A 15,565-nucleotide genomic window follows, 5' to 3' on the forward strand; every position below is an offset into this window, starting at 1 on the left:
GGCATCTGCACTGCGGTTTTGCCCGAGCCAGTCCGGTGCTATACCTCCTCCTGAATATCTCCCTAACCCTCATTATCGTCACTGTTGAGGAACCTCTTGGAAACTCCCCCCTCTAATACTCAGCCCTTGGATGCGCCGACGGAGATTACCGTCACCGATCTATTAGATCGCTACGCCGCCGGAGAGCGCGACTTTCGCGGAATTCAGCTGATTGGGGCCGACCTGAGCCACCAAACCCTCAGCGGCGCTAACTTTCGGCAGTCTAACCTGCAGAACACTAACTTTTCTGGGGCCGTTCTAGTAGGGGCTAATTTCCGCGAGGCCAAGCTAACCGACGTGAGCTTTGAGCAGGCCACGCTAGTTTTGGCCAACCTAATTGGGGCCGACCTGGCCGATGCCCGCCTGATGGGGGCCGACTTTAGCGAAGCCGGTATGCGCAGTGCCAACCTGGTGCGGGCCGACCTAAGTCAGGCTACCCTGCGCGAAACCAACCTCAACGAAGCCGTGCTCGACCACGCCACCCTCCACAAAGCGGTGCTCAGCGAGGCCAGCCTCAGCCGGGGCCGCATGCTAGCCACCGACCTGCAGGAGGCCAACCTAGAGCACGCCAACCTGACCAGCGCTCTGATGAATCGAGCCATTCTCAAAAAAGCCATTTTGGTCGAGGCGGTGCTGACCGGAGCCACCCTGGAGGGAGCCGATTTTGAGGCCGCCGACCTGAGCCGGGCCAAGCTGTCTAGCACCAATTTGGTCAATGTCAACCTGTCGCGGGCCAACCTGCGCGGCGCTAACTTGAGCTGGAGTTCGCTGCGCGGAGCCAACCTGCGCGGCGCTACCCTATACCGTACCCGCCTGAGCTGGTCTAACCTGAGCGGAGCCGATCTGACCGATGCGGTGATGATCAACGCCAAGCTCGACTACACCAACCTGCGGCGCACCGACGTACACGGCACCATTATGCCGGACGGGTTTACGATGGGTTCTCAGGACTAGCCCCCCTACTGCGGCGTGGTTGGGCGCTGGCCTGGCTGCTTGGCCTGCATCGGCCCTGATGGCCCCAGGAAGGGCCAGTATACCGCCGTTAACGAGGGCGGCGTGTGGCGCAGGTAGGCCAACATCTGCCGCTGCAGCACCTGGAGCTGGTCTTGAATAGCCGTGGCCTCCAGGTGCAGTAGCGAGGGCAGGTAGCTGATCAGCCGATCCTGGCGGTGCAGGCCGCTTTGGCGCAGGCGAGGCCAGGCGGCTAGCCCCTCAGGCACGGTCTGGCTCAGACGCAGCGACAGCGTAGTGGTCGAGAATGCGTGGGCCACGGTTGGGCTGAGGGCCGGAGCATAGGCGTCGGCCTCTGGAGTCTGCTGCATGATAAAGCTCAGGCTTACCCCCTGCAAAAAAATACGCAGCGGAGCGGTGGTGACATCGGGCAGCGCTGGCATAAAGGGAATGCGGCCCAGGTCGGCGTTGAGGTTGTTGGGGTCGCCAACGCTCAGATGCGACCCACCGACTACGGTAACCAGATATTTATCGGCGGGCAGCTGCATAAAGGGGCGCAGTTGCTGACTGGCCATGGGGGTGACGGTGTCGTGGGTACCGGCCAGCACCAGGGTCGGTACCCGCACCCGACTGAGCCCGGCCTCGCCAAACAGAAGCCCCGTGAGGGGATTGGCTACAATCAGTTGAGTAATGCGATCGTCGCGCAGGTTCGCGTACTTAACCGGCAGGGCGAGGGCCGCACACTGGAACCAGTCGGCGGGGGAAACATTGACGGGGTTGAGGGTCTGACAGTACGACTCCAGCGATCGCAGATCGAGATCTGCCCCCGCCAGGGCCAGGCCGGTGTACCCTCCCAGCGAATGGCCAATAAACGCTACCTGCTCGGTATTGAGGCGATCGCGCAGACTGTAGGAATAGAGATTGATTTTCTCCAGCCGGTTGAGCACAAAGCTGATGTCGCGGGGGCGATCGAGAAACTCGGTGGCGGGCAGAATGCGGCTTTGCACAGCCGCGTCGGGCAGCGCTTCGGCGGGCAGCGACAGCAGGGCGGCGACATTGCTGCCGGGGTGCTCGACCGACACCACCGTCAGCCCGTGGGAAGCCAGGTGCTCGGCCAGGTAGGCAAAAAAGCGGCGATCGGCTCCAAAGCCGTGGGAAATGACCACCAGCGGGCCGTGACTGTCTTCGCTCCAGTAGATATCGATGGGAATACTGCGATCGCGGTTGTGATCGCGCAGCACCAGCTCCCACCGCTCGACCTCAGAGGGGCCGGTCGAGAACGGATCGGTACCTAACAGCGGTACTGGCTCAGCCGTTTCGGCAGCGGGGTCTTTGCGCAGCACGCGACTGAGGGCCTTGCTCTCCATTTGCGCCAGGCGAAACTGCGAGGCCAGGGTGAGCAGAGTACCGACGTTAATTTCTAGAGTCTCCTGGGGCATGGCCCGCAAAATGCCCAGCAGGGTCAGCCCCGATTCTGTCTTCGACACCTGCTCTAGGGTAATGCGCAGATCGGTCGCCGTCAGATTGGGAGCGATCGCCCGCAGGGTATCGAGCAGCTGCGCGCCGCCGGGGGTGTGCAAAATTTCGTCTAAAATTACCTGGCCCACTTCGGGTTCTAGGGTGATTTCGCCCGCCAAAGTCTGCCGTAGGCTGGCGTTGAGCAGCGGGCGGTACAACCGCAGCGACTGAGGCACCTCCCCCGTGGTGGCAAACGACTCTAGATCGTTCAGGCTAACGGTTTGCGACAGCCGACCCAGGCGCACCGTCACCGACTCCGCCGCCACTACCGGCAGGGGCAAACTCAAGCCTAAACCGCCCGTCAAAAGGCTGCTGGCAATCAGCAGTCGCCCGCTCCAGCGACCCAGCGCAGAACGACAGCGGCTTAGGCGTAACAGGTTAAATTGCACGGCAAAACATAACAAACGCAGGAGCAGCGGACTGAAACAGGCAGCGGCCAAATCCGACAAGAATGGGTTTACCGTACCCAAATTTTCGCTGTGGGTTAACTTAATCTAAACGACAGCACCCCGCGACGGTGGGGATTGATCGTCAAGTTTTTTTGCGAAAGCGCTCAGCACTGTGACCTCATGGCGCGAACGATTATCGGCATCATGGGGCCAGGGGCCACGGCTACCCCTCTTCAGCTAGAGACAGCCTACACCCTTGGTCGGGCGATCGCCTCTACCGGATGGGTGGTGCTGACCGGCGGACGGGCCGCAGGCGTGATGGAGGCCGCCTGTCGGGGAGCCCAGGCCGCAGGCGGGCTGACCATCGGCGTTTTGCCCTCGGCAGACGGAGCCGATATGTCAGCCGCCGTTGACATTCCTATTCTGACCGGGCTGGGCGATGGCCGTAACGTGGTGAATGTGCTGTCGAGCCGGGTGGTCGTGGCCTGTGGGTTAGGCCCTGGAACCGCCGCCGAAATTGCCCTTGCCCTCAAAGCGCGGCGGCCCGTCATCTTGATGGCGATGCCCCCCGGTGCCAGCGATCTGTGGCAGAGTTTGGCTACGGGGCCGATCGCGATCGCTGCTACCGTCGAGGCTGCGTAGCGCAGATACAGCAGTGGCTGACCGCCTGAGCAAGCCGTTCAGAACGCTCTGCTCAGTTTGCTATTGGCCCCAAACCGCCACTTCTGAGCAGAATCTGGTGTTGTAGACGACATTACTGGTCCCTTCTGCTAGCTATTCGCCGACAATCGGCAAAAACTTCTTTAAGGTAAGGTAAGAGCTACGCCCCTCACCCGTTGGTGCCATGACAGACAACCAACCCTCTCCAAAGGAAAATTTCCTCTTCCCGCGCAGCAAGTACTGGGGCGAATTTACGCCGCAGCAGCTGGCTTTTAACGCCAACCTGCAGGAGTTTGCCCAGCGCGTTTCCTTTGTGTGCAATCTAGAAACCGGCGGCAAAATGTCGGCCGACGATGCCTACAACGAAATTAAGCGGCTGTGGAAAGACCTGAAACAATCTAAGGCCAACTTGCTTGACGCCGTGCCGCCTGAACTGCCGCCCGAGCTACCGCCAGATTAACTAGCCGTCAGCGTTGTGCGCTATCCGGCAGTTCAAGGGCAATTTGCCCCTGCGGATTGGTTTGAATGAATCTGGGCTGAAGGAAATGGGGGTTACACAGTTTGAATTTTGGCTGGGGCGGTGCGCCTGGGATCAAAACGCGGATGAGGCCAGATAAAAGCTGATCAAGAAGCCCGCGATGGTTGAAAACGTCACCGAACCGCCGCCCATTTCGTAGGCTTCGGGCATCATCGTGCTGGCGATCATGGCCAAAATGGCTCCCCCGGCTGTCGCCTGGGCCACCGCCAGCATCCAGTCGGTAGCGACGTTGACCAGCAGGCCGCCGACCATCGCCATCAGCCCGCTGAGCAGCACCGCCCCGCCCCACAGAGCCAAAATGCGCTGGGCCGAGGTGCCCGCCTGGCGCATACCAATGGAGCTGGTCATGGCTTCAGGAATGTTGGAGATAAACACGGCCATCAAGAACGACGCCCCAGTGTGGCCCGTACCCGCGTGAAAGCCGATCACCAGCGCTTCGGGAATGTTGTCAATCAGGGTGCCGACTAGTATGGCCAGCGGGGCCGAGCTCTGGGCCAGCTCTTTGAACTGCTGCTCAGAGATGGGGATATCGACTTCAACGCTGTCGAGCACCTGCCGCCGCCACTGATCGTCATCGACCAGCACGGGTTTGGCGGTCGACTGGGTGGTTTCGCGCAGCCGTCGGGCCAAAATGCGGCTCAGCCCGCTAGAGAGCTGAGGGGCATAGGTGAGCATGGCATCGAAGTCGGTTTTGTCGAGCTCGTAGAGCTCCATGGGGGTTTTGGCGCGCACCGTAGCCGATCGCTCTTCGCCCGTCAGCAACGCCATTTCGCCAAACATTTCGCCTGCGCCCAGGGAAGCCAGCCGCTGCGGCCCCTTAAAGACTTCGGCCTCGCCTTCCACAATTAAAAACATCGAATTGCCGGGTGCCCCTTCTAAACACAGCACCGTACCTGGCTCGACCTGGAGGGGCTTGAGCAGGGGAATGATGGCCTGCATTTCAGAGGGGGACAGGCTGTGGAGCATCTCGATGTGCCCGATGCGATCGAGCACCTCAGAGGCTTCGTCTTGACGGTGGTGGTAGAGAAAGCGCCGCGACGACGACGGGTGGCGAATAAAGCCGCCCTGGTTGTCGATGTAGGTGACAATGACGGTAAACAGGGTGCCGCCCAGGGCAAACCCGATCACCAGCGGCCAGAAACCGCTGCTCTGAAAGGCAGGCAGGGTGATGTCGTAGGCAATGGCGGAGAGTAGGGTGCCGCTGCCAAAAGCCATAATTGCCGCTGTCAGCGATCGCGCGGGTCGCCAGGCAATTCCTAAAACCGCTCCGACCAGCAGACTAGAGGCACCCAGCAACCCTTGAAGTAGCGCAGTAAAAGGAACGCTCATTACCAAAATGACAGGGCATTATGACCAGGTTACTGCACAATGCTCCGCTTCCTGGCAAACTAGAGCCTAGGATATCAGAGGTCAATGGTCTGTCTGCTATGAACCCACCGACCCAGCGCCGTCGTCGCTCTACCCCCAACCGCCCGCCGCGATCGCGGCCTTCGAGTCGTGCTTTGCGTCGCCCCATTGCCGGGCTGTGGCTGCTGTGCGGGCTCCTCTACGCCGCCGCCGGCATGATCTTGACGGCCCTGGCCGGTCCGTGGATGTGGCTCGGGGCCGCGATTGGCGCGGTCGTTCAGAGCGTAGCGCTGGCTGGTCCGGCGGCTCTGCAGCGATTTCGCTGGCTCACCGCTAACCTGCTGGTGCTGGGCAGCATTGCTGGCGGTGCCGCACTGGCCGCAACGCTCTCCGTTGCCCTCAATCATCTGGGCACCGACAACCTCGACGACCTCACCCTCGCTCGAGCGATCGCAGAGATCGTGCTCTACAGCCTGCTGGCGGTGGGGCTGGCGGTGCTGTGCAGTCTGGCTACGGCCACCCTGGGCGATCGCCTGCTGCGCCGCAACAAGGGCAGCAAGACCAGCCTCCTTTTGGCCATTACTGCTCTGGTCGGGCTGGCGGTGGGCGGCGGCATCGGGCTGCTGATTGCCTAGAGCTGGCTAGGCAATGTCGTAGCGAAAGCTCAGGGTAGCCCAGCGATCGTGGTGCAGGGCATAGTAGTCGGTACCAGCGCTGGCGTTGAGGTCTTGCAGTAGCGCCTGGGCCAGCTGCAGCGGCTGACGCACCGGGCGAAAGCCCGTGGCCACTGAGGGTGGGTTGTTGCCCAACACCGCCAGACACCGCTCTAGGGGCTGCGTACTAAAAACAATATGGGCCTCTACCCAGACAGCCGCCCCCGGCATGGCCCAGCCAGCCCCATTGGCGGGAAAGGTGAATAGTTGACCTGGCTCCAGCGGCGTCGCTGCCGGGGGTATCTCTGCGCCATCCTCAGCGATCGCGTCGGGGAGAGTCATCAGCGCCATGCATTCGCCCCGACTGTCAAAGCTAATCCAGAGCAGGTGCAGGGGTTGAGTGGAGGTGTTGGCCAAGCGGTAGCCGATTCGGCAGTCGCGGGGCAGCATAATGGGGTCGGCGACAGCCGCTTTCTGAGCCTGTCGAATGGCTAGCGGCCAGGTCAGCGTAGGGCTGCGCTCGGTCGTCTGCACCAGCAGTGGTTTGGGTTTGGGCTGTACAGCCTCCAGCACCGCCGCCGCCCCCACCTGAGAGGCCGCATGGTTTTCGGTCAGCCGCACTAGCTTGAGGGCCAGCAGGGTCTTTAGATAGGGGGTCAGCCGGTTGACCGCTGTTTTGACGGCTTCGTCGCGGGACAGCATGGTGCCCGGCAGCAGGGTACGGTTGGGCGCAAATAACCCGTAGCTGCTCTCAGCGGGGCGATTGCCCCCTGTACCCGGCAGCGCCTCTGCTCCCCCCGGCAGCGCAGCCGTCAGGGTAGAGGTCGGCCCGATGGGTAGGCGACCAAACAGGCAGTCGGCGGCCTTGTCCCCTGCCGTCACCGACGACACCAGGGGAATCCCGGCTAGGGCGCTGGTGGCATCAACCCGCTCTACCCGCTTGAGCTGGCTGTCAAGGGCCACGATTAAATCAATGCCCTGGGGCAGTCGTCGTACCTGCTCAAAGATGGGCCATCGGGCCAGAGCCGAGGAGGCCAGAGCCTCAGCTTCGTTCTCAAGGTCACTCCCAAGGAGTCTAACTAAGGCTTTTAGCCCCGTGCGCGCCTCCACATCCAGCGGCATCAACGGCCCCTTAGCCAGCTCAACCACCAGGCGAGAGCCGGGCTGCAGGTAGCGCAGCACTTGGGGAGGTACCCCTCCCAGCCAAACCGTCAGGGGGCGACTGTCAGCGCTGGGCAGTACAACCCCCGCCGCCGGCGGCAGCTGGGGCAGGAGGTTATAGGCAACTGGACCCGTGCGCGGCGGCAGGCGATCGCTCAGATTGGGTTGCTGGTCGGCCCCTACCCACCGCTGCAGTCGCTGACTAGTGCGCTGCAGCAAGAGCTGACTGGTGGGGTCAGGCTCTGTTTCCCATAGGTTTTGGGTCAGGGCATAGGTAAACACCCCAGCGTTAAACCCATCCCAGTGACTCTCCAGCACCAGTCGCCCTACCTGGGCCGCCCGCAGCACTAGCCCCGGCCAGGGTACCGTCAGATCTAGGGAAGCCGCTGCGGCCACCGGCAGCAGGCCCGTGGGCACAGTGGGGCGTGACCTGACCCGAGCGTTGCCCCAGCGCAGATAGCCCACATCCTGACTGCCAGCATCGATGACGGTGGTGAGGTTGGCGGTGGCTAAGGGAGCCAGCCGAGCGATGATTTCGGCCTCTAGCAGGTCGCCCAGGGCCGGGTTACTTTCGCTGGGCAGGCGGCTGTCTACAGTGACCCAGGCAGCCTGAAACTCGTTCCATTCGTGAACGTCGGCCTTGTCGCCGCCCCGGTCTTCGACCGCATCGATCGCGGCGGCGGTCTCTGAGTTCAGCACTCGCACCTGGCTGCCGTAGCCGCTAAAGTGCAGCAGCACCACGTCGTCTGGGCGGGCCTGCTGCACCAGGTGTTCGTCAATGGCGGTCAGAATGCTGCCGCGGGTGGCCTCCTGGTTGGTTAGCGTCACCACATCGCCGGGCTGAAAGCCGAAGCGATGCACCAGCAGCTGCCGCTGTAGCTCTACATCGGTAACGCAGCCCTTGAGCGCAATGTCTTGGGCCACGCCGGGGTCCAGGGCGCGATCGGGATAGGCGTTGATGCCAATCAGCAGCGCCAGTCTGCGTCGGGCCGGTTTGGCCAGCGCCTGCTGATACTGGCTACCAGCCAGCAGCGCCGTTCCGCCCAGCCCTAGCGCCCCCAGGGCCAGGCCTGTCTGCTGCAAAAACGCCCGTCGTTTCAGTGTCACCGAGTTGATTGCATCCTAGTTGGTAGCGTTGACCTTAGCCAATGGCTTCGGGAACCCGCATGGCCTTGGCCAACTCCGCCGCCACCTCGGGTCGAGAAAATTCTGGCGGGGGGAGCTCGCCTCGGCGCAGCATCTCACGCACTTTGGTGCCCGATAGGTGAATCCGCTCGTCTTTGGTGCTAGGGCTGGTTTTTGAGGTCGCCATGCCCCCGGTGCGGGTGCAGTAAAAGGCGTGCTCAAACTTCATTGGCACAATGCCCAGTTCCGTCGGCTCAAACTCATCGAAGATATGTTGAGCGTCGTAGGTGCCGTAGTAGTCGCCCACCCCAGCGTGGTCACGGCCCACAATAAAGTGGGTGCAGCCGTAGTTCTTGCGGATCAGCGCGTGGAAAATCGCTTCCCTAGGCCCAGCGTACCGCATTGCGGAGGGATTGATCGCAAGAATCACCCGATCCTGCGGGAAGTAGTGCTCGACCATGATTTCATAGCAGCGCATGCGCACATCGGCGGGGATATCGTCCGACTTGGTCGCCCCCACCAGCGGGTGCAAAAATAGCCCATCGACGGTCTCCAGGGCGCATTTTTGAATGTATTCGTGGGCACGGTGGATGGGGTTGCGGGTTTGAAAGCCGACGACGGTCTTCCAGTTGCGATCGCGGAACATGGCCCGTGAAGCCGCCGGGTCAATCTGGTAAGCGGGGAACAGCGGATGGGGATCGCGCTGCAGCAGCCACACGGGGCCAGCCAGATTCACCGCTCCCTGGTCGTAGACCACCTTGACGCCGGGGTGCTTTTCGTCGTCGGTGCGGTAGACGTTGACAGCTTCGCGGGTTTTGTCGTAGGTGTACTTTTCCTCCAGCTCCAGCACGCCCACAAAGCGGCCGCTGGGGTCATCCAGGCGCACCAGGGTGCCCTCTTGCAGGGGGGCGGCGATGTCTTCACTGACCGACAGCGTCACCGGAATCGCCCAGGGCAGACCGCTGGCCAGGCGCATATCGGTGACGACAGGATCGTAATCGGCCTTTTTCATAAAGCCGTTCAGGGGGCTAAAGCCGCCGATGGCAATCATTACCAAATCAGAGAAGGCCCGCTCATCCAGGCTCACCCGCGGCAGAGTATCGGCCTGGCCCAGAAACTGAGCTTGCTGGTCGGGCGACGCCAGCCGATCGACCAGGGTGCCACCGTGGGGGGCAATTCCGTCTTTGTGTAAAGTCATTGAGATACCGCTGCCTTCTGCTGTGGATGAACAAGGGAACTTTTGGGGCTGGGCCAGTCCTGAGATTGACCAGACTAACCCCAGTTTCCCACCGGGGAATCGGGGTTAACTGCCTTGTTCTATGAAATTACATCTTGGTACCAATGTCACCCAGGTAGAGACAGGCAATTACCGCAGGCCTTTGAACCCGGTGGCCACGATCAATCGCGATTAATTTGCTTCCAGAGGGGGTGCGAGGGCCCCTGGGCGGCAATGCGATCGCGCAGTCGCTCTAGCCGCTGTCGCTCGACCCTGGTCATACCCCACAAAATATAGCGGCTCTCGGCCACCAGCAGGGCCACGGTTAACCCCACGCACAGCCCCAGTCCGATCGCCGCTGGGCGGTTATAGGCCAACCCCAGCCGCACCGTTGCCCAGGTGAAGTGCTCCCTTAGCTGGGCCATTTCGGGCCGCAGGCTCCACAGGCTGAGTGGGGCCACCGTCAGCCACAGCAGACCGCTCACCATCCACCAGCGGCGTAGCATGATCGTCCGCAGGCGCACTAGAGGCGCAGGATAGCTAGGGGTGCCCATGGCCAATTCCTCTAGGGAGTTTCGGGCTGGGGGGCAGACTCATCGGGGTCGCCGCTGTAGGCCTGGCCCGTGCGCTCTCGCCACAGGGCCAGCAGCGAACTGGCCACAAAAATACTGGAGTAAGACCCGGCCAAAAAGCCCACAATCAGGGCCAGGGCAAAGTACTTCAGGGTTTGGCCACCAAAGATAAAGATGGCCACCAGGGGCAGAATTGTGGTCAGCGAGGTGTTGATTGAGCGGCCCAGGGTTTGGTTGACGGCGCTGTCTACAATATCGTTGATGTGGTTGCCGGGGCTGAGCTTGAGGTTTTCGCGGACGCGATCGTAAATGACCACCGTGTCGTTGACCGAGAAGCCCACAATCGTCAGCAGTGAGACGATGAACAGGCTGTCGACTTCAACCCCCAGCACCAGCCCCAAAACGGCAAACACCCCAGCGGTAATAATTACATCGTGGGCCAGAGCCAGAATGGCCAGCAGCGCGTAGTCAAGCTTGAAGCGCAGGCTGAGGTAGATCACAATGCCCGCAAAGGATACCAGTAGAGCCAGCAGCCCCGACACCAGCAGCTGCTTACCAATCACCGGACCCACCGAGTCGATCTGGGTAGAGCTGGCATCAAAGGGGCCAATCGCCTCATCTAGGGCGCTTTGTAGGCCAGTGCGCTCGTCGACATCCAGGGTGCGGGTGCGAATAGAAAGCACCTGCTGATCGTCGCCTAGCACCTGAAGGCTGCTGGAGTCGAGCCCCTGCTGCCCCAACACCTGCCTCACCTCCGACAAATCGATGGCGTCACTACAGCTATTGGTCGTGACACAGGCGCGGGTTAACTGCAGTCGGGTGCCACCAGCAAAATCAAGCCCTGGCTTGAGGGGGGCACCAAACTGCTGCCACGAAATGGCCATGGCCACCAGGCTAGCCAGTACCAGAGCCCCAGAGATGGCCCACCACAGACCGCGCTGCTGAATAATGTTGAGCTTCATGGGCACTCCTAGGGGCGAACGGGGTTGGGGCGAGCGGTGCTTAGACCGGGGCAAAATAGGCTGGGCCGCCGAAACTGAGGCAGGCTAATCGCCAAAAACATCAGGGTGCGGGTGCAGGTCAGCGCCGTGAACATGCTGATCAGCACGCCGATGCCCAGGGTGAGGGCAAACCCTTTGACCAGCCCTGCGCCAAAGTAAAACAGGGCCAGACAGGAGATCAGGGTGGTGACGTTGCCGTCTAAGATGCTCGAAAAGGCGCGGAAAAACCCTGACTCGACGGAGCGGTAGAGGGTTTTGTCTGACCTCAGCTCTTCGCGGGTGCGCTCAAAGATCAGCACGTTGGCATCTACCGCCATACCAATGCTGAGAATAAACCCGGCAATGCCCGGCAGCGTCAGGGTGACCCCCAGCAGGTTAAAGGCCGCCCAGGTGAGCAGCGCATAAATAATCAGGGCGACGTCGGCCAGTATGCCCGGCAGACGGTAGTAGACCGCCATAAACACCAGCACCAGGGCTAACCCCGCCAGCCCGGCGTAGAGGCTGCGCTGAATGCTGTCGCGGCCCAGGGTGGGGCCAACGGTGCGGTTTTCAACGACTTCGACCGGCAGCGGCAGGGCCCCGCCGCGCAGCTGAATGGCTAACTCGTTGGCCGACTCGGCGGTAAAGCTGCCCGAGATCTCAGCCCCGCCCCCGGTGATCCCGGTTTCGGCGTATTGGACGTTAACCTGGGGGGCGCTGAGCAGGCGGTTGTCTAGGAAGATGCCGATCGCGCGGCCCGTACCGGCGATCGCCTTGGTTAGCTCAGCAAAGCGGTTGCCGCCCTCGTTGCTAAAGCGAATGGAGACCACCCAGCGACCGGCGCTGTCGGTACCGGCGATCGCATCGGTGAGCTGATCGCCACCCAGGGTACTGGGCTCAAACAACTTGGCAATGGCCGCTTCGCTGGCCTGGATATCGGCCTGGAGCTTTTCAATGCGGGCCTGGGTTTCGGCCTCAATGGGAGCCGCTCCCTCGGGTAGGCTAGCCTGGAGCGCGGCCAGTTCGCCCAGATGGCCCTGCAGCACCTGATTTTCGATCGCCAGCTGCTGGTCGGTACCGGCTCGCTGGGCGCGAAACTCCAGCTGGGCGGTGCCCCCTAGCACTCGCTCGGCCTGCTCGGGGTCGCTGACGCCGGGCAGCTGCACCAGCAGCTGGTTATTGCCCAACTGCTGCACCACCGCCTCCGACACGCCCAGACCGTTCACCCGGCCTTCTACAACACTTTGCACGACCTCCATATCGCGTTCGGAGATAGTGGGGATGGCTTTGGTGGGCTGCACCTGAATGGTGAGCTGAGACCCACCTCGCAGGTCTAGCCCCAGACGGGTAGGAATTTGGGTGATCACCACCACGGCGGCGATGGTGAGCGCCAAAATAACCCCTAGCCAAGCTCGATATTTTGCCATTGCGGGTGCTGCGGTGAGGGTACGAAGCGGGAGAATTTTCCCTGGAGACGGTGGTGGGCATTGCCCACCCTACAGGGTTGTGGGATCAGTTCAAAACCTATCCCTAGACCTTGAGAGCGACCATGTTTTCGACGGCGGCCTCAATCTGCTTGGGCTGCACGATGGTCAGTGTTTCTAGCTTACCGTTGTAGGGGGTGGGTATGTCTTGAGACGACAGCCGCACCACCGGAGCATCGAGCTCGTCAAAGTAGCGATCGTTAATGGAGGCGATAATTTCAGCCCCAATGCCGCCGGTCTTCATGCATTCCTCGACAATGATGACGCGGTGGGTCTTTTTAATCGACTGGCCAATGGTGTCAAAATCGAGCGGCTTGAGAGAGATTAAATCGATCACCTCCGGGTCAAGTCCCTTCTTCTCCAGCCCCTTGACCGCCTGCATCACGTGGTGGCGCATGCGAGAGTAGGTGAGAATGGTGACGTCTTTGCCGGGGCGCACGATTTCGGCTTTGTCAAGCGGCACCACATACTCGTGGTTAGGGAGGTCTTCTTTGAGGTTGTAGAGCAGCACGTGCTCAAAGAACAGCACCGGGTTGTCATCGCGAATGGCGGCCTTGAGCAACCCCTTGGCGTTATAGGGGGTGGAGCAGGCGACGATCTTGAGCCCCGGCACCGCCTGAAAATAGGCCTCTAGCCGTTGGGAGTGCTCGGCCCCCAGCTGACGACCGACGCCCCCCGGCCCCCGAATCACCATTGGAATTTTGAAATTGCCGCCGGAGGTGTAGCGCAGCATACCGGCGTTGTTGGCGATCTGGTTAAAGGCCAGCAGCAAAAAGCCCATGTTCATGCCCTCGATGATCGGGCGCAGGCCGGTCATCGCCGCCCCTACGGCCATGCCGGTAAAGCTGTTTTCGGCGATCGGGGTGTCGAGCACGCGCAGCTCGCCGTACTTGTTGTACAGGTCTTTGGTGACTTTGTAGGAACCGCCATAGACGCCAACGTCTTCGCCCAGCACAAAGACGGTGTCGTCGCGGCCCATCTCTTCGTCGATGGCCTCGCGGAGGGCGTTGAATAGGAGGGTTTCTGCCATTGTTGGGATGTGGGTGAGTGGATGGGTGGGAGGGTGGATGGGTAGGTGGGTGATGGTCCCTGAGCGGAGTCGAAGGGGGCGGGTGGATGGGCAGCTAACTGCTTCGGCGATTCTTAGGCCAAGGCTGTGCCACAGCGCACCGTTTCCAAAGCCCCGTAGGGTGGGCAGTTCCCACCTCGCGATTGGCTATTTTCAAGCAATTGTCTGGCTTGGGATCGCCGATTGGGAGCATCGGGATGTGATCAATCCTCAGCGAAGATGTACTTATAGAGGTCATCAGGGCTGGGCTCGGGGCTGTCTTCAGCGAAGGTGAGGGCGTCGTCGATGCGGGTTTGAATGCGATCGCGCACTTCCTTGAGCGTCCCTTCCTCGGCCAGGTTGTGCTCGACCAGGTAGGCCTCAAACCGCTTGATCGGGTCGCGGGCCAGCCAGGCCTCTTTTTCGGCCTTCGACCTGAGCTCGTCGGGGTCGGCCAGCGAGTGACCCCTAAAGCGGTAGGTGAGGCACTCGATCAGGGTGGGGCCCTCGCCTGCTCTGGCCCGGGCGATCGCCTCCTGGGCGACGGCCCGCACCGCCATCACATCCATGCCGTCGACCTCGATGCCGGGCATACCAAACACCGATGCTTTTTTATAGATCTCGGGCTGGGAGGTGGCGCGTTCGTGGGCCATACCGATCGCCCACTTGTTGTTTTCCACCACAAATAGGATCGGCAGCTTCCACAGGGCCGCCATATTCAGGCATTCAAAAAACTGGCCGTTGTTGCTGGTGCCATCGCCAAAAAAGCAGGCGGTTACCTGGTCGGCACTGGCGTCTTTGAGGGCATCGCGGCGGTAGCGCGACTGAAACGCCGCCCCCAGGGCGACGGGAATGCCCTCGCCAATAAAGGCAAAGCCGCCCAGCAGGTTGTGCTCACTCGAAAACAGGTGCATCGAGCCGCCCCGGCCTTTGCTGCAGCCGGTCTCTTTGCCAAACAGCTCGGCCATCACGTTTTTGGCGGGCACCCCAGCGCTGAGAGCGTGGACGTGGTCGCGGTAGGTGCTGCACACGTAGTCGTCGGAGCGCAGCGACTTAATCACGCCGCTGGAGACGGCCTCCTGGCCGTTGTAGAGGTGCACAAAACCGAACATTTTGCCCCGGTAATACATCTCGGCGCACTTATCTTCGAAGAAGCGCCCCAGGATCATGTCTTCGTAGAGCACCAGCCCTTCCTCGGGGGAGATTTGGGCCGGGGGAGCCTGAAATTGGGGTAACGTCCGTTCTTGAACCATAGATCTTGCTGGGTCCTAAGCCGCGATGTCCAACATTTGACTATACCGAAAAGTATCCACCCTGGGCAGGGGCCGGGCCGAGATATGCTCTTCATCATACCGAGTGGGTCGCCTGGTAACGGTGTTCGGTGCTGCTAAGGAGCAGTGTCTCCAGGCCGTCTCCAAGCACACCCAGCAGCCATCCTCAGAACTCTCGGCCTCACTACTAAGGGGTTGAATCTTGGCCCACCTGTCGCCCCAGTTACTACTGTCGGCGCTGACCTATCCTGCCAGTCAGCAGACCCAGAACTTTCACTTAATCTTCAAATCTAGACGCCAAAGGAGCTTGCCCAGCTAGCGGTAGCGCCCGCAACGGGGCAGGTATGCTCGCCTGAGCCGGTCAAGAATAGCTCCCACCTCTGCCGACCAGGGCAGACATGTGTTATAAACTTCACTTTTGGTCTGGTAGTGGGGTAAACGCGATAGGGTGTAGCTATTTCCCCACGTTCTCACCCACCGTCGGCAGGGGGGCAATTGGCAGGGGCCACCAATCGGTCCCAAATTGGCTAAAAATTGGTCGTCAAACGGCTTTGATGCAGAGCCAGTGAGTAAGCAAAGGGGCAGCTCCAGAACCATAACGTTGGCTAACTAG

At 61.2% G+C, this 15,565-nt stretch carries 13 protein-coding genes; 4 read left to right on the forward strand and 9 right to left on the reverse strand.

Annotation, left to right across the window (positions count from 1 at the left end; all coding sequences use genetic code 11):
* The first annotated feature begins 96 nt into the window (after positions 1–96).
* Entirely contained in the window at positions 97–993 is an 897-nt protein-coding gene (locus tag ACQ4N7_RS08440; RefSeq protein ID WP_430711168.1) for a pentapeptide repeat-containing protein, read from the forward strand.
* A 5-nt stretch (positions 994–998) separates the two neighbouring features.
* Here the strand turns inward: ACQ4N7_RS08440 and ACQ4N7_RS08445 are convergent, their stop codons facing one another.
* A complete protein-coding gene (locus ACQ4N7_RS08445; RefSeq protein WP_430711169.1) occupies positions 999–2,897 on the reverse strand; it encodes an alpha/beta hydrolase in 1,899 nt (632 codons plus the stop codon).
* A gap of 180 nt (positions 2,898–3,077) precedes the next feature.
* On the opposite strand from ACQ4N7_RS08445, the gene ACQ4N7_RS08450 reads away from it, so the two are divergent.
* Together ACQ4N7_RS08450 and ACQ4N7_RS08455 are read left to right on the forward strand one after the other, a co-directional pair.
* Positions 3,078–3,539: a TIGR00725 family protein gene (locus ACQ4N7_RS08450; RefSeq protein WP_430711170.1), complete on the forward strand. Its 462-nt coding sequence runs from the start codon at positions 3,078–3,080 to the stop codon at positions 3,537–3,539.
* Positions 3,540–3,741: 202 nt separating this feature from the next.
* Positions 3,742–4,017 carry a DUF7219 family protein gene (locus ACQ4N7_RS08455; RefSeq protein ID WP_430711171.1) on the forward strand — a complete coding sequence of 92 codons (276 nt, stop codon included), beginning with the start codon at positions 3,742–3,744 and terminating at the stop codon, positions 4,015–4,017.
* Positions 4,018–4,149: 132 nt separating this feature from the next.
* Here ACQ4N7_RS08455 and ACQ4N7_RS08460 read toward each other — a convergent pair whose 3' ends face one another.
* Positions 4,150–5,424 carry a cyclic nucleotide-binding domain-containing protein gene (locus tag ACQ4N7_RS08460; protein ID WP_430711172.1) on the reverse strand — a complete coding sequence of 425 codons (1,275 nt, stop codon included), beginning with the start codon at positions 5,422–5,424 and terminating at the stop codon, positions 4,150–4,152.
* A gap of 98 nt (positions 5,425–5,522) precedes the next feature.
* On the opposite strand from ACQ4N7_RS08460, the gene ACQ4N7_RS08465 reads away from it, so the two are divergent.
* Positions 5,523–6,077: a hypothetical protein gene (locus ACQ4N7_RS08465; protein ID WP_430711173.1), complete on the forward strand. Its 555-nt coding sequence runs from the start codon at positions 5,523–5,525 to the stop codon at positions 6,075–6,077.
* A gap of 6 nt (positions 6,078–6,083) precedes the next feature.
* On the opposite strand, the gene ACQ4N7_RS08470 is transcribed toward ACQ4N7_RS08465, so the two are convergent.
* From ACQ4N7_RS08470 to pdhA, 7 genes are all read right to left on the reverse strand, one after another.
* A complete protein-coding gene (locus tag ACQ4N7_RS08470; RefSeq protein ID WP_430711174.1) occupies positions 6,084–8,363 on the reverse strand; it encodes a caspase family protein in 2,280 nt (759 codons plus the stop codon).
* A 34-nt stretch (positions 8,364–8,397) separates the two neighbouring features.
* Entirely contained in the window at positions 8,398–9,579 is a 1,182-nt protein-coding gene (gene sat / locus ACQ4N7_RS08475; protein ID WP_430711175.1) for a sulfate adenylyltransferase, read from the reverse strand.
* Between the two features lie 200 nt (positions 9,580–9,779).
* Entirely contained in the window at positions 9,780–10,151 is a 372-nt protein-coding gene (locus tag ACQ4N7_RS08480) for a hypothetical protein (RefSeq protein WP_430711176.1), read from the reverse strand.
* Between the two features lie 11 nt (positions 10,152–10,162).
* Positions 10,163–11,131 (reverse strand): protein translocase subunit SecF, encoded by a 969-nt coding sequence (secF, locus tag ACQ4N7_RS08485; RefSeq protein WP_430711177.1) that lies wholly within the window; start codon positions 11,129–11,131, stop codon positions 10,163–10,165.
* A gap of 8 nt (positions 11,132–11,139) precedes the next feature.
* Positions 11,140–12,576 (reverse strand): protein translocase subunit SecD, encoded by a 1,437-nt coding sequence (gene secD / locus ACQ4N7_RS08490; protein WP_430711178.1) that lies wholly within the window; start codon positions 12,574–12,576, stop codon positions 11,140–11,142.
* A gap of 103 nt (positions 12,577–12,679) precedes the next feature.
* A complete protein-coding gene (locus ACQ4N7_RS08495) occupies positions 12,680–13,663 on the reverse strand; it encodes an alpha-ketoacid dehydrogenase subunit beta (RefSeq protein WP_430711179.1) in 984 nt (327 codons plus the stop codon).
* Positions 13,664–13,905: 242 nt separating this feature from the next.
* Entirely contained in the window at positions 13,906–14,934 is a 1,029-nt protein-coding gene (pdhA, locus tag ACQ4N7_RS08500) for a pyruvate dehydrogenase (acetyl-transferring) E1 component subunit alpha (protein WP_430711180.1), read from the reverse strand.
* Positions 14,935–15,565 lie beyond the last annotated feature (631 nt).

The organism is Nodosilinea sp. AN01ver1 (assembly GCF_050565655.1).
Lineage (GTDB): Bacteria > Cyanobacteriota > Cyanobacteriia > Phormidesmidales > Phormidesmidaceae > Nodosilinea.

Coding starts and splice junctions, on each gene's coding strand:
- ACQ4N7_RS08450 (WP_430711170.1), top strand. CDS start 3,078: ATGGCGCGAACGATTATCGGCATCATGGGGCCAGGGGCCACGGCTACC.
- ACQ4N7_RS08455 (WP_430711171.1), top strand. CDS start 3,742: ATGACAGACAACCAACCCTCTCCAAAGGAAAATTTCCTCTTCCCGCGC.
- ACQ4N7_RS08460 (WP_430711172.1), bottom strand. CDS start 5,424: ATGAGCGTTCCTTTTACTGCGCTACTTCAAGGGTTGCTGGGTGCCTCT.
- ACQ4N7_RS08465 (WP_430711173.1), top strand. CDS start 5,523: ATGAACCCACCGACCCAGCGCCGTCGTCGCTCTACCCCCAACCGCCCG.
- sat (WP_430711175.1), bottom strand. CDS start 9,579: ATGACTTTACACAAAGACGGAATTGCCCCCCACGGTGGCACCCTGGTC.
- ACQ4N7_RS08480 (WP_430711176.1), bottom strand. CDS start 10,151: ATGGGCACCCCTAGCTATCCTGCGCCTCTAGTGCGCCTGCGGACGATC.
- secF (WP_430711177.1), bottom strand. CDS start 11,131: ATGAAGCTCAACATTATTCAGCAGCGCGGTCTGTGGTGGGCCATCTCT.
- secD (WP_430711178.1), bottom strand. CDS start 12,576: ATGGCAAAATATCGAGCTTGGCTAGGGGTTATTTTGGCGCTCACCATC.
- ACQ4N7_RS08495 (WP_430711179.1), bottom strand. CDS start 13,663: ATGGCAGAAACCCTCCTATTCAACGCCCTCCGCGAGGCCATCGACGAA.
- pdhA (WP_430711180.1), bottom strand. CDS start 14,934: ATGGTTCAAGAACGGACGTTACCCCAATTTCAGGCTCCCCCGGCCCAA.